9 protein-coding genes are annotated in these 12,693 nt (G+C 70.0%); 4 read left to right on the top strand and 5 right to left on the bottom strand.

What is annotated here, in order from left to right; genetic code table 11:
* Window positions 1-141 precede the first annotated feature (141 nt).
* From ACIRD8_RS34390 to ACIRD8_RS34375, 4 genes are all read right to left on the bottom strand, one after another.
* Complete coding sequence (locus ACIRD8_RS34390) at window positions 142-1,530, bottom strand: OFA family MFS transporter (RefSeq protein ID WP_404000599.1); 1,389 nt, start codon at window positions 1,528-1,530, stop codon at window positions 142-144.
* Window positions 1,531-1,654: 124 nt separating this feature from the next.
* Window positions 1,655-3,811: an acetate--CoA ligase family protein gene (locus ACIRD8_RS34385; RefSeq protein ID WP_404000596.1), complete on the bottom strand. Its 2,157-nt coding sequence runs from the start codon at window positions 3,809-3,811 to the stop codon at window positions 1,655-1,657.
* A gap of 2 nt (window positions 3,812-3,813) precedes the next feature.
* Window positions 3,814-5,052: a formyl-CoA transferase gene (frc, locus tag ACIRD8_RS34380; RefSeq protein ID WP_404000593.1), complete on the bottom strand. Its 1,239-nt coding sequence runs from the start codon at window positions 5,050-5,052 to the stop codon at window positions 3,814-3,816.
* A 13-nt stretch (window positions 5,053-5,065) separates the two neighbouring features.
* On the bottom strand, window positions 5,066-6,757 hold the full coding sequence (locus ACIRD8_RS34375) for a thiamine pyrophosphate-binding protein (RefSeq protein ID WP_404000591.1): 1,692 nt from the start codon (window positions 6,755-6,757) through the stop codon (window positions 5,066-5,068).
* Between the two features lie 166 nt (window positions 6,758-6,923).
* On the opposite strand from ACIRD8_RS34375, the gene sucC reads away from it, so the two are divergent.
* From sucC to ACIRD8_RS34355, 4 genes are all read left to right on the top strand, one after another.
* Window positions 6,924-8,060: an ADP-forming succinate--CoA ligase subunit beta gene (sucC, locus tag ACIRD8_RS34370; protein ID WP_404000588.1), complete on the top strand. Its 1,137-nt coding sequence runs from the start codon at window positions 6,924-6,926 to the stop codon at window positions 8,058-8,060.
* 2 nt (window positions 8,061-8,062) lie between these two features.
* Window positions 8,063-8,944 (top strand): succinate--CoA ligase subunit alpha, encoded by an 882-nt coding sequence (sucD, locus tag ACIRD8_RS34365; protein ID WP_404000585.1) that lies wholly within the window; start codon window positions 8,063-8,065, stop codon window positions 8,942-8,944.
* Window positions 8,945-9,214: 270 nt separating this feature from the next.
* On the top strand, window positions 9,215-10,783 hold the full coding sequence (locus tag ACIRD8_RS34360; RefSeq protein WP_404000582.1) for an aldehyde dehydrogenase family protein: 1,569 nt from the start codon (window positions 9,215-9,217) through the stop codon (window positions 10,781-10,783).
* A gap of 136 nt (window positions 10,784-10,919) precedes the next feature.
* Entirely contained in the window at window positions 10,920-11,297 is a 378-nt protein-coding gene (locus ACIRD8_RS34355) for an SH3 domain-containing protein (RefSeq protein WP_404000579.1), read from the top strand.
* A gap of 40 nt (window positions 11,298-11,337) precedes the next feature.
* Here ACIRD8_RS34355 and ACIRD8_RS34350 read toward each other — a convergent pair whose 3' ends face one another.
* On the bottom strand, window positions 11,338-12,675 hold the full coding sequence (locus tag ACIRD8_RS34350) for a DUF2254 domain-containing protein (RefSeq protein WP_404000576.1): 1,338 nt from the start codon (window positions 12,673-12,675) through the stop codon (window positions 11,338-11,340).
* Window positions 12,676-12,693: the final 18 nt, after the last annotated feature.

Here is a 12,693-nt window from a genome sequence, read left to right as displayed (position 1 = left end):
GTGCCCTCCGCCTCCGCCCCAACGCCCTGCGCCCACCGCCACTCGCCCCGCGAGCGCCGCTGGGCCGACTCCCCCGCCACACCGCTGGGGGGGGGCCGGGCCCCGGCCCCCCCCACTGCTGTGTCCGAACGGACCGGACGGTCACGTCACCCCGGGACCGGCGACCCCGGTCACCGGGCCGGCGTGCTTGGCGTCCGAGCGGCCCGGTGCCTTCAGGAAGCAGGCGAGGACCGCGGAGCCGAAGCCGACGCTGCCCGCGATGGCGAACGCCGCGTCGTAGCCCCAGTTGCTCACCACGACCGCGCCCATCCCCGAACCCACCAGCCCGGAGACCAGCTTGGAGCTGTAGACCATGCCGTAGTTGGAGGCGTTGTTGTTCTCACCGAAGAAGTCCGCCGTCATCGCCGCGAACAGGGGGAAGATGGCGCCTCCGCCGAATCCGGAGACCATCGAGCAGAACAGGAAGAACGGCATCGAGCCGATGTTCCCGGAGAAGTAGACACCGAACTGCGCGGCGCCCAGCACGATACAGACGAAGATCAAGGTGTTCCGGCGCCCGTAACGGTCGGAGATCCAGCCGATCACACCACGGCCGGTACCGTTCACGATGGCCTTCAGCGACATGGCCGTGGCCACGATGCCGCCCGCGAACCCCATCTCCTTGCCGAACGGCACCTGCATCGCGATGCCGAAGATGTTGATGCCCGCCGTGCACAGCAGACAGAACCACATCATCCACAGCACGGGCGTACGCGCCGCCTCACGCGGGCTGTACTGCTTGACCGCCGGCGGGTTCTTCGCCAGCGACCGCACGATGCGGGGGTCGTCCGACACCTTCAGCGGGTCCACATGGCCCGGCCACCAGTTCTTCGGCGGGTCCTTGAAGAACCACCCGGCGGTGGCGACCGTCGCGCAGCACACGACACCGACGAAGACCAGCACACCCTCGTAGTTGGACAGGTCCATGTACGAGGTGAACAGGAAGACGAACGGCACCGAACCGTAGGCGAAACCGCCGTTGACCAGGCCCGTCTTGCCACCCTTGCGTTCCGGGTACCACTTTCCGACCATGTTGACGCAGGTCGCGTAGACGAGACCGGCGCCGATGCCGCTGAACATGCCGAAGCCGATGTACGCGACGATCACGTGCGGTGCGTACGCCAGGGACAGATAGCCCAGCAGCGTGCCGGACGCGCCGAGGAGCATGGCGCTCTTGGCGGGCAGCCGGCCGCTCTCGCGCAGCTTGCCGGCCGGGAAGGCCACGGCCGCCTGGAAGAACACCCAGACGCCCATCAGCCAGAAGATGTGCCCGCTGTTCCATAGATGGGCCTCGTGCAGGGTCTCCTCGGCGGACGTGAAGGCGTACTCCGAGGAACTGATGCCCAGCATGCCGATCCACGGGAAGAGCACCATCGTCCAGCGGGCTCGTCCCATGATGTCCCGGTCGGTCTCGCCGAGCCGGTATGTGCGGCCGTTGCGATCCGTCACCTCCCTGAAGGGGACGGATGTGGAGAGGTCTGTAGTCGTCATTGTCGATCGAACCCCTTGCGTGGAAGAAGTCTGGCCAGCGCCCCCTGCCCGTTCTCACTTCGCGCGGGGGTCCGCGGCCGAGCGGTACGCCGCAGACCCCGTGGTTCGAGCCGTCGTCATCAGGTCATCGGCCACCGCCCAACAGCCCGGCCGCCCTGGCCCACCTGTACTTCGCGCCGAGCACGGCGACCGGCCGCTCCGTGGTGTACGGATACGCGACGACACCCCGCTCGAACAGGTATGCGCAGGCCTCCTCGACCTCGGTGTCGCCCGCGAGCGATGCCACCACCGGCTTCTCGATCCCGCGCGCCCGGAACTCCTCCACCACACGGGCCGTCAGCTCCGCGAAGACCATCGGGGGAGTGACGATCGTGTGCCAGTAGCCCAGCACCAGCGCGTGGATCCGCGGATCCTCCATCCCCAGCCGGATCGTCGCCTCGTACGTCGACGGCGGCTCACCGCCCGTGATGTCGATCGGATTGCCGGCCGCCCCGAACGGTGGGATGAACGCCTTGAACGCCGTGTCCAGGTCCGGCGGGATCTCCATCAGCGAGAGCCCGTTGTCGACGATCGCGTCCGACAGGAGCACCCCCGAACCGCCCGCCCCCGTGATGATCACGACGTTGTCGCCCTTGGGGGCCGGCAGCACCGGCAGCGCACGCGCGTACTCCAGCATGTCGTTCAGGCCCGGCGCCCGGATCACCCCCGCCTGCCGCAGGATGTCGTCGTACACCGCGTCGTCCCCGGCCAGCGCGCCCGTGTGGGAACCCGCCGCCCGGGCACCCGCGCTCGTACGGCCCGCCTTGAGGACCACGACCGGCTTCTTCGGCACGGTCGCCCGCGCCGCCTCCACGAACGCCCGGCCGTCCTTGAGGTCCTCCAGGTGCATCGCGATGCACGCGGTGTTCGGGTCCTCGCCGAACCAGGTCAGCAGGTCGTCCTCGTCGATGTCGGACTTGTTGCCGAGCCCGACGATCGCCGAGACCCCGGTCTTCGTCGACCGCGCGAAGCCCAGGATCGCCATCCCGATGCCACCGGACTGCGAGGTCAGGGCCACCGGCCCCTTGACGTCGTACGGGGTGCAGAAGGTGGCGCAGAGGTCCTGCCAGGTCGAGTAGTAGCCGTAGATGTTCGGCCCGAGAAGCCGCACACCGTGCTCCTCGCCGATCGCCACGATCTCGTCCTGCAGGGCCTGTTCACCCGTCTCGGCGAAGCCGGACGGGATGAGCACGGCATTGGGGATCCCCTTGCGTCCCACCTCCTGGAGCGCCGAAGCGACGAACTTGGCGGGTATCGCGAAGACCGCCACATCCACCTCACCGGGAACGTCGGTGACACTCTTGTACGCCTTGCGGCCGAGAATGTCATCGGCTTTGGGGTTCACGGGATGGATCTCGCCCGCGAACCCGCCGTCGATGAGGTTGCGCATCACCGAATTGCCGATCTTACCCTGCTCGTTGGAGGCACCGATGACCGCCACCGAACGCGGCTCCATCAGCCGGCGCATCGATACGAGGATCTCCTCGCGGCTGTAGCGGCGCCGCTCCTTCACCTCCTCGGTCGTCAGCAGGATCCGGATGTCGGCGGCGACCGCGCCGTCCGGTGACGCGATGACGGGGTTGAGGTCCACCTCCGCGATCTCCGGGAAGTCCGTGACCAGTTGGGAGACCCGCCGGATCTGCTCCGCCAGCGCCCACCGGTCCACGGCCGGCGCCCCGCGCACCCCCTTCAGGATCTCCGCCGCGCCGATCGAGTCCAGCATCGACCGCGCCTCGTCAGCGGTCACCGGTGCCAGCCTGAAGGTGATGTCCTTGAGCACCTCGACCAGGACACCGCCGAGGCCGAACGCCACCACCTTGCCGAACGTCGGGTCGGTGACCGCCCCGACGATGACCTCCTGGCCGGGCGGCACCAGCTGCTGCACCTGCACGCCCTCGATCCGCGCGTCGGCCGCGTAGGCCTTCGCGTTCTTCACGATGGTGCAGAACGCCGCGCGCACCTCCTTGGCGCCCGACACCCCGACCACGACGCCGCCCGCATCCGTCTTGTGGAGGATGTCGGGGGAGACGATCTTGAGGACGACGGACCCGCCGAGCCGGTCGGCCAGCGCCACCGCCTCGTCCACGTCCCGGGCCAGGCCCTCGCCCGGCACCGTGATCCCGTACGCGTCGGCGACGACCTTCCCCTCCGGGGCGGTGAGCGCGCTGCGCCCGTCGCCCCGGACTCGGTCGAGCAGTGCCCTGACGCGTTCCTGCTCCTGTGTCTCGACTGTTCCGGCCATGCTCAGATGACTCCGTTCGTCTTCAGAAGCCGCAGTTCCTCGTCGCCCAGGCCCAGTTCGCCGACGTAGACCTCCGCGTTGTGCTCACCGAGCAGCGGGGAGGTGACGATGTCGACGGGGGAGTCGGACAGCTTCAGCGGGCTGCCCACCGTGGTGAAGGCGCCGCGCTCGGGGTGCTCGACGCGGACCACCATCTCGTTGGCGGCGAGTGACTCGTCCTCGACGATCTCCTTGGTGGAGAGGATCGGGCCGCACGGGATGTTGTGCGCGTTGAGCTGCTCCAGGACCTCCCACTTGGGGAGCGTCGCCGACCACTCCTCGATCAGCTGGAACATCTTGCCGAGCTTCGGCAGCCGGGACTCCGGCGTCGCCCACTCGGGGTCCTCCGCCAGCTCCGGCCGGCCGATCAGCGCCGACAGGGGCTTCCAGCCGACCGGCTGCACGATGACGTACACGTAGTCGTTGGGGCCGCCCGGCGCGCACTTCACCGCCCAGCCGGGCTGGCCGCCGCCGCTCGCGTTGCCGCTGCGCGGCACCTCGTCGGCGTCCGCGGTGTCCTGCGCGTTCGGGTACTCGGCGAGCGGCCCGTGCTCCAGGCGCTGCTGGTCACGGAGCTTGACCCGGCAGAGGTTGAGCACCGCGTGCTGCATCGCCACGTTCACCCGCTGCCCGCGTCCGGTGTTCTCGCGCTGGAACAGGGCGGCGAGGATGCCGGCCACCGCGTGGATCCCGGTGCCCGAGTCGCCGATCTGGGCGCCGGTGGCGAGCGGCGGCCCGTCCTCGAAACCGGTGGTGGACATGGACCCGCCCATGGCCTGCGCGACGACCTCGTACGCCTTGAAGTTGGTGTACGGACCCTCGCCGAAGCCCTTGATGGAGGCGTAGACGATCCGCGGGTTGATCTCCTGGATCCGTTCCCAGGTGAAGCCCATGCGGTCCACGGCGCCGGGGCCGAAGTTCTCCACCATCACGTCGCTGCGGCGGATCAGCTCGGTGAGGATCTCCTTGCCGCGCTCGCTCTTGGTGTTGAGGGTGATGCTCCGCTTGTTGCAGTTGAGCATCGTGAAGTAGAGGGAGTCGACGTCGGGCAGGTCGCGCAACTGCTTGCGGGTGATGTCCCCGCTGGGCGCCTCCAGCTTGACGACGTCCGCCCCGAGCCAGCCGAGCAGCTGGGTGGCGGAAGGACCGGACTGTACGTGTGTCATGTCGAGGACGCGCACGCCCTCAAGAGCTTTGGTCATGCCGACGGCTCCTCTACTTGTACATGGTCTGGTTCATCGTTCCGGGGGCGTACGCGTCCGGGTCGACCCAGACGTTGATGAGCGAGGGCAGCCCCGACTCACGGGCCCTGCGGAGCGCGGGGGCGATGTCGGCGGGGTCGCGCACCTCCTCGCCGTAACCCCCCAGCATCTGGGCGAACTTGTCGTAGTGGACGTCCCCGAGGGTGTTGCCGACCCGCTCGCGCTCGTCGCCGTACTTGGCCTTCTGGCCGTAACGGATCTGGTTCATCGAGGAGTTGTTGCCGACGATCCCGACGAAGGGGAGGTTGTAGCGGACGAGCGTCTCGAAGTCCCACCCGGTCAGGGAGAACGCTCCGTCGCCGAAGAGCGCCACCACCTCCTTGTCGGGCCTGGCCTGCTTGGCGGCCAGCACGAACGGGACCCCGACGCCGAGCGTGCCGAGCGGTCCCGGGTCCATCCAGTGGCCCGGGGTGCGGGGCTGGACGACCTGTCCGGAGAAGGTGACGATGTCGCCGCCGTCCCCGATGTAGATGGAGTCCTCGGTCAGGAAGTCATTGATCTCGCTCACCAGCCGGTAGGGGTGGATGGGCGAGGCGTCCGACTTCAGCTGGGGGAGCCGCTTCTCGATCGACGTCTGCTCGGCGGCGCGCAGCTCGTCCAGCCACGCCTTGCGCTTCACCGAACCGCCGTTGAGCCGGCCGCTCGCGGCCTCCGTGACCGCTTTCAGGACGAGCGAGGCGTCCCCGACGATCCCGAGGTCGACGTCGCGGTTCTTGCCCACGGTCCGGTAGTCGAGGTCGATCTGGACGACGGTGGCGGCCGGGGAGAGCCGCTTGCCGTAGCCCATCCGGAAGTCGAAGGGCGTCCCGACGATCACGATCAGGTCGGCGTTGGAGAACGCGTAGCGCCGTGAGAGCTGGAAGTGGTGCGGATCGCCGGGCGGCAGGGTGCCGCGGCCGGCGCCGTTCATGTACGCCGGGATGTTGAGCGTCCGGACGAGTTCGGTGGCGGAGTCCGTGGCCCGGGTCGTCCAGACCTGACTGCCCAGCAGGATGGCGGGCTTCTCGGCGTGTACGAGCAGATCGGCGAGCTTCTCGATGTCGGCCGGGTCGCCGGCCGCCCGGGTCGAGGCCCGGTACCGCCCCTCCTCCGGGACCCGGGCCTTGTCCGCAGGGACCTTCGCGTCCAGCACATCGCGCGGGATCTCCAGGAACGACGGGCCGGGCGCCCCGTGGTAGCACTCCCGGAAGGCCATCGACACCATGTCCGCCGCCCGCGCGGTGTCCGGCACGGTGGCCGCGAACTTGGTGATGGGCGTCATCATGTCGACGTGCGGCAGGTCCTGGAGCGAGCCCATCTTGTGCTGGGTGTGCGCCCCCTGACCACCGATCAGCAGCATCGGTGACTCGGCGCGGTAGGCGTTGGCGACACCGGTGACGGCATCGGTCGTCCCGGGGCCCGCGGTGACGACGGCGCACCCCGGCTTCCCGGTGATCCGGGCGTAGCCGTCGGCCGCGTGGGCGGCGACCTGCTCGTGCCGTACGTCGACGACTTCGATGCCCTCGTCGACGCAGCCGTCGTAGATGTCGATGATGTGGCCGCCACAGAGGGTGTAGATGCGTTCCACACCCTCCGCCTTGAGGGCCTTGGCGACCAAGTGCCCACCGGAGATGAGGTTCTGGCTGTCCTGGCTGTCCTCTGGCATGGCGATGTCCTGTCCCTTCGTAGGGGAGTGCGGGAGCCGCTCCGCCGCTCTCGCGGTACATTGCATACAGTCGACGAATACTGTATGAAGCTTGTTATCCCGCATCCGGTGGGTGGTGTCCAGGGGGCGTGCGGCACTTTCACAATCGGCACGATCGGGAGTGGCTATGGATCTCTACGAGCACCAGGCAAGGCAACTCTTCGCGGATCACGGCATCGCCGTACCGGACGCCGAGGTCGTGGACCACCCGTCCGCGGCCCACGCCGCGGCCGAACGGCTCGGCGGCCGCGTCGTCGTCAAAGCGCAGGTCAAAGTTGGTGGCCGGGGCAAAGCCGGCGGGGTGAAGATTGCCGCGGACCCCGGGGCGGCCGTCGTCACCGCACGCCAGATCCTCGGCATGGACATCAGGGGCCACCGGGTCCGGACGGTGATGCTCGCTCAGCCCGTCGACATCGAGGAGGAGTTCTACGTCAGCTACGTCCTGGACCGGGCCGCCGGAACCTTCCTGGTCATCGCGTCGGCGGAGGGCGGCATGGACATCGAGGAGGTGGCCGCCACCCGTCCGGAAGCGGTGGCCCGGATCCCCGTCGACCCGGCCGAGGGCGTCACATCGGCCGAGGCGGCACGGATCGCCGAGGCGGCCTCCCTCCCGCCGGGGACCGCGCCCGTACTCCAGGCGCTGTGGCGGGTGCTCACCCAGGAGGACGCCCTGCTCGTCGAGGTCAACCCGCTGGTCCGCACCACGGACGGCAGGATCCTCGCCCTGGACGGCAAGGTCACCCTGGACGACAACGCGGGCTTCCGGCAGTCCCGTTGGGGCGAGGACACCGCCGACCCGCACGGGGATCCCCTGGAGGCGGCGGCCGCCGCCAAGGGGCTGAACTACGTCAAGCTCGACGGCGAGGTCGGCATCATCGGCAACGGCGCCGGACTCGTCATGTCCACCCTCGACGTGGTCGCCGGCTGCGGGGCCCGCCCGGCCAACTTCCTCGACATCGGGGGAGGCGCCTCGGCCCGCGTCATGGCCGACGGGCTCACGGTCATCCTCTCCGACCCCTCGGTGAAGTCCGTCTTCGTCAACGTGTTCGGCGGCATCACCGCCTGCGACGCTGTCGCCGACGGCATCGTCCAGGCCCTCGACTCCGTCCACCTGACGAAACCGCTGGTCGTCCGGCTCGACGGCAACAACGCGGCGCGCGGACGGGCGATCCTCGACGACCGCGCGCACCCGATGGTCCAGCAGGTCACCACGATGGACGGCGCAGCCGACCGAGCAGCCCGACTGGCCCTGGGAGGGCACTGATCATGGCCATCTTCCTCAGCAAGGAGAGCAAGGTCCTCGTCCAGGGCATGACCGGCGCCGAGGGCATGAAGCACACCCGGAGGATGCTCGCGGCGGGCACCCAGATCGTCGGCGGGGTCAACCCCCGCAAGGCGGGCCGCACCGTGGACCTCGACGACCGTACGGTCCCGGTCTTCGGCTCCGTACGCGACGGCATGGACGCGACCGGAGCCGACGTCACCGTCGTCTTCGTCCCGCCGCCGTTCGCCGAAGCCGCCGTCGTCGAGGCGGCGGACGCGGGCATCGGCCTGGCCGTGGTCATCACGGAGGGCATCCCCGTCCACGACGCCGTGGTCTTCCACGCCCACGCCAAGGAACGCGGCACCCGCATCCTCGGACCCAACTGCCCCGGGGTGATCAGCCCGGGCCAGTCCAACGCGGGCATCATCCCCGCCGACATCGCGACGAAGCCCGGCCGCATCGGCCTGGTCTCCAAGTCGGGCACGCTCACCTACCAGCTGATGCACGAACTCCGCGAGACCGGCTTCTCGACGGCGGTGGGCATCGGAGGCGACCCGGTGATCGGCACGACGCACATCGACTGCCTGACGGCGTTCGAGAACGACCCGGACACGGAACTGATCGTCCTGATCGGCGAGATCGGCGGCGACGCGGAGGAACGCGCCGCGGCCCACATCGCCCGGCACATCACCAAACCGGTGGTCGGCTACATCGCCGGCTTCACCGCCCCCGAGGGAAGGACGATGGGCCACGCCGGGGCGATCGTCTCGGGGTCGAGCGGCACGGCCGCGGCGAAGAAGAAGGCACTGGAAGCGGCGGGAGTCGCGGTGGGTGCCACCCCGACGGAGACGGCCCGCCTGGCGGAGGACAGGCTGCGCGGCTGAGGACCGAGCCAGGACCCTTCGGGCCGGAAGGCGCATTATCCGAGCTCGTCCGGCGGTGCGGCACGCTTTCCGGGCCGAAGCCGCATTATCTGAGCCTGTCGGGACCCCCGGACGAAGTCCGGGGGTGACCGAGGACCGGGGCCCTGGGCGGAGCCCCGGTCCCGGGAACGGGCGGGCAGGGGAACAGGCCCGCCCCGGGCGCCCCGCCCGCCCGCACCACCCGCCCGCGCGCAACCGGCCACCGCACCCCGCACCCAGAGCGGAGACCCGATGACACCGACACAGCCAGCGACGACCACCCCCACCCCTCTCACCCTCAAACCAGGAACCGCCTGGCAGGACGCCTGGCACCGCTGCCTCACCGCCGCCCCCGAGGCGTTCGGCGAGGACCGTGCCCGCAACCTCTGGGCCGCCACGTGGCACCAGGACGGCCGCACCCTCCCCGCCACCAGCCCCATCGACGGCACACCCATCACCGGCCCGCCCCGGCTCGACGCCCCGGCCGCTCGCCGAGCCGTACGGGCCTCCCTCGACCAGCACCGCGCCTGGCGCCACATCCCGCTCCCCGAACGCCGCGCCCGCGTCTCGGCCACCCTCGACGCCCTCACCGAGCACCGCGAACTCCTCGCCCTCCTCCTGGTTCGGGAGATCGGCAAGCCCTGGCGCCTGGCCCAGGCCGATGTGGACCGGGCCATCGACGGCGTCCGCTGGTACGTCGACCACAGCGACCGCCTGCTGGCCGGCCGGACCCCTCTCGCGGGGCCCGTCTCCAACATCGCCAGCTGGAACTACCCCATGTCCGTGCTGGTCCACGCGATGCTCGTACAGGCTCTGGCCGGCAACGCCGTCATCGCCAAGACCCCCACCGACGGGGGCGTCTCCTGTCTCACCCTGGCCTGCGCGCTCGCCGCCCGCGAAGGGATTCCGCTCACCCTCGTCAGCGGCAGCGGCCGCGAACTGTCCGAACCGCTCGTCCGGTCGGCCGAGATCGGCTGCGTCTCCTTCGTCGGCGGCCGGGACACCGGCGCCCGGATCGCCACGGCCGTCGCCGACCTCGGCAAGCGGCACATCCTCGAACAGGAGGGCCTCAACACCTGGGGCATCTGGAACCACAGCGACTGGGCGTCCCTCACCGCGGTCATCCCGAAGCTCTTCGACTACGGCAAGCAGCGCTGCACCGCCTACCCCCGCTTCGTCGTCCAGCGCACCCTGTTCGCGGAGTTCCTGGAGGCCTACCTCCCCGCCGTACGCTCCCTTCGCACCGGTCACCCCCTCGCGGTGGAGCACCCCTCGGACCCGCTCCCCGGCCTGGACTTCGGGCCCCTGATCAGCGCCTCCAAGGCCAAGGAACTGCACGACCAGGTCACCGAGGCGATCGACCGCGGGGCCGTCCCCCTCCACCAGGGGTCCGCGGCGGACGCCCACTTCCTCCCCGGCCAGGACACCAGCGCCTACCTCCACCCCGTCACACTCCTGAACCCGCCCCCGTCCTCCCCGCTCCACCACGCGGAACCCTTCGGCCCGGTCGACACGATCGTCCTGGTCGACACCGAGGCCGAACTCCTCGCCGCCATGAACGCGTCGAACGGGGCCCTGGTCGCCACCCTCTCCACCGACGACCCGGCGACGTACGAGCGACTGGCACCGCAGATCCGGGCCTTCAAGACGGGTCACGGCAAGCCGCGTTCACGGGGCGACCGTGAGGAGCTCTTCGGCGGCTTCGGGGGGTCCTGGCGCGGCGCCTTCGTGGGTGGCGAACTGCTCGTACGGGCCGTCACCGAGGGCCCGTCGGGGGAGCGGCTGCCGGGCAACTTCCCCGACTACCACCTCATGCCGTAGGCGCGAGGGAAGTTAAAGGCTCTGTAATGCACCGTCAACTTGTCGGTGGACACTCATATGATCTTCGCACCGCGTCGCTGGTTCCCAGCGCCGTGCCAAAGGGAAGACGAAATCGCAGAACGTAAGGAAACCCTTCGTGAAGAAAACCAAGACGTGGACGGCGATCGCCCTGCCCCTCCTGGTCGCCTCGGCCGTACTGACCGCCGCCCCGTCGGCCGGTGCCGCTTCCGCCGGCACCCTCGCCACGTCCGGCGGGGTGAGCACGCAGGCCACGCTCACCTGTAAGGGATACGGGAAGGCCGGCGTGACGAATGCCCGCACCCCGGTCCACACGGGCCCCTCGGGGAGCGCGACCGTCACCGGCTACATCGCCGCCGGGCGGACGACCCACCTGTACTACGAGTGCATCAACTCCGCAGGGAACCTCTGGTACGAGATCACCGGTTACCTCGACAGCGATGCGCCCGGCACCCCGAACAGGGCCAGGTTCATCTACAGCGGATACCTCAAGTAGCTCCGAACCGGCCGGTGCGTGCCCGGACATGCCGAGGGGGTCAGCCGATCCCCTGACGGTCCGGGCGCAGCGCGAACGTCCGCCCGGCCTTCTCGGGCACCGTGCGCTCCACCGCTTCCACCAGGAGTGCACGGTGCCTGCGCAGCGGCTCCTTCCGTTCCTCGGAGGCGAGCAGCAGCAGATCGTCGAGCCCGGCCAGCAGCCGTCGCGTGACCTGCGGGCTCGCGGGGGCGCACCACCGGACCTCCTCGAACGCGAGGTCCACGAGGTCCGTCCACCCCGGCACCTGCTGGACGAGCCGTACGTCGCCCCGCCGGTCCCGGTGGTGCAGCGGGGCGAGCGGCAGACGGACGGCGACGGCGAGGTACTGCACGATCCGGTCCAGGCACTGCACCGCGGTCGTCGGATCGTTGACCGACGACGACAGCGCGCGCAGCGCGATGTCCGACAACTGCCGCAGGCCGAAGGACGGGTCCTGGTACAGGGCGCGCTCGACGCCGACGCGGAGGGTGCGCCGCAGGCCGTGCGCAGGAGACAGAGCCCCGCCGTGGACGTCCAGCACGGGCGTACCCGGCACCACGAAGTCCCCGTTGCGGGGCAGCAGTCGCAGTACGACCCCGTACCGTGCCGCGGTACGCACCAGCCGTGCCACCTTCACCTCGCGGAGCACCCCCGCACCCTCCCGGTGCACCACCTGTGCCGTGGCGGGCCCCAGCGGCAGCGCCTCCGCCGGCCCTCCGGCGTGCTTCTCCAGCGCGGTGAGCGACTCGCGGGTGATGTGGTCCAGGACCGGGCCGACCTGCATCAGCCGCAGGGTGGAGGAGACATAGGCGACGAACAGCAGCAGGCTCAGGCCGACCAGGCCCAGGGTCAGCACGCTCTGCAGGAGCGGCACCGACGTCACCCGCCGTGGATCCGGGTCGTTCCCGCCCTCGTACGAGGTCAGGACCAGCAGGGAGAAGGCGAAGGTCGCCAGGAACACCGTCAGCGTGAGCTTGCTGATCCTGCTGCGTACGAAGATCCGCACGACGCGCGGGGTGAGCTGCCCGCTCGCCATCTGCACGGCCACCAGCGAGATGCTGAACACCACACCGATGAACGTCATCATCGCCGCGCTGACCGTGGTGACGATGGTCCTCGCGTCCACCGCGAAGGAGAGGAGCTCCCCGAGTTCCTCGTACGCCCCCTCCTCCTGGAGGTGCGCGACGATCCTCGTGTCCAGCTCGGAGAGGACCAGCCACAGGGCGAAGGCGCCCACGAGACCCGCGGCCGGCGCGAACCAGAAGGTGTCGCGCAGCCGCTCCCGCAGCGAGGTCAGGGCGCGGGGCGGTCGCGGGAGGCGTGCGCTCGTGCCACTCGGGCCGCTCTTGCCACTCATGCCCGCGAAGGTAGCCCG

Origin of the sequence: Streptomyces sp. NPDC102451, from assembly GCF_044765485.1 — a bacterium.
Taxonomy (GTDB): Bacteria; Actinomycetota; Actinomycetes; order Streptomycetales; family Streptomycetaceae; genus Streptomyces.
The sequence above is the reverse complement of the archived record's forward strand: the minus strand, read 5'-3'. Positions and strand labels throughout refer to the sequence as shown.

What these genes read in the sequence shown, in the direction of transcription:
- sucC (WP_404000588.1), top strand. Translation starts at nt 6,924, where the DNA reads ATGGATCTCTACGAGCACCAGGCAAGGCAACTCTTCGCGGATCACGGC.
- ACIRD8_RS34360 (WP_404000582.1), top strand. Translation starts at nt 9,215, where the DNA reads ATGACACCGACACAGCCAGCGACGACCACCCCCACCCCTCTCACCCTC.
- ACIRD8_RS34390 (WP_404000599.1), bottom strand. Translation starts at nt 1,530, where the DNA reads ATGACGACTACAGACCTCTCCACATCCGTCCCCTTCAGGGAGGTGACG.
- sucD (WP_404000585.1), top strand. Translation starts at nt 8,063, where the DNA reads ATGGCCATCTTCCTCAGCAAGGAGAGCAAGGTCCTCGTCCAGGGCATG.
- frc (WP_404000593.1), bottom strand. Translation starts at nt 5,052, where the DNA reads ATGACCAAAGCTCTTGAGGGCGTGCGCGTCCTCGACATGACACACGTA.
- ACIRD8_RS34350 (WP_404000576.1), bottom strand. Translation starts at nt 12,675, where the DNA reads ATGAGTGGCAAGAGCGGCCCGAGTGGCACGAGCGCACGCCTCCCGCGA.
- ACIRD8_RS34385 (WP_404000596.1), bottom strand. Translation starts at nt 3,811, where the DNA reads ATGGCCGGAACAGTCGAGACACAGGAGCAGGAACGCGTCAGGGCACTG.
- ACIRD8_RS34375 (WP_404000591.1), bottom strand. Translation starts at nt 6,757, where the DNA reads ATGCCAGAGGACAGCCAGGACAGCCAGAACCTCATCTCCGGTGGGCAC.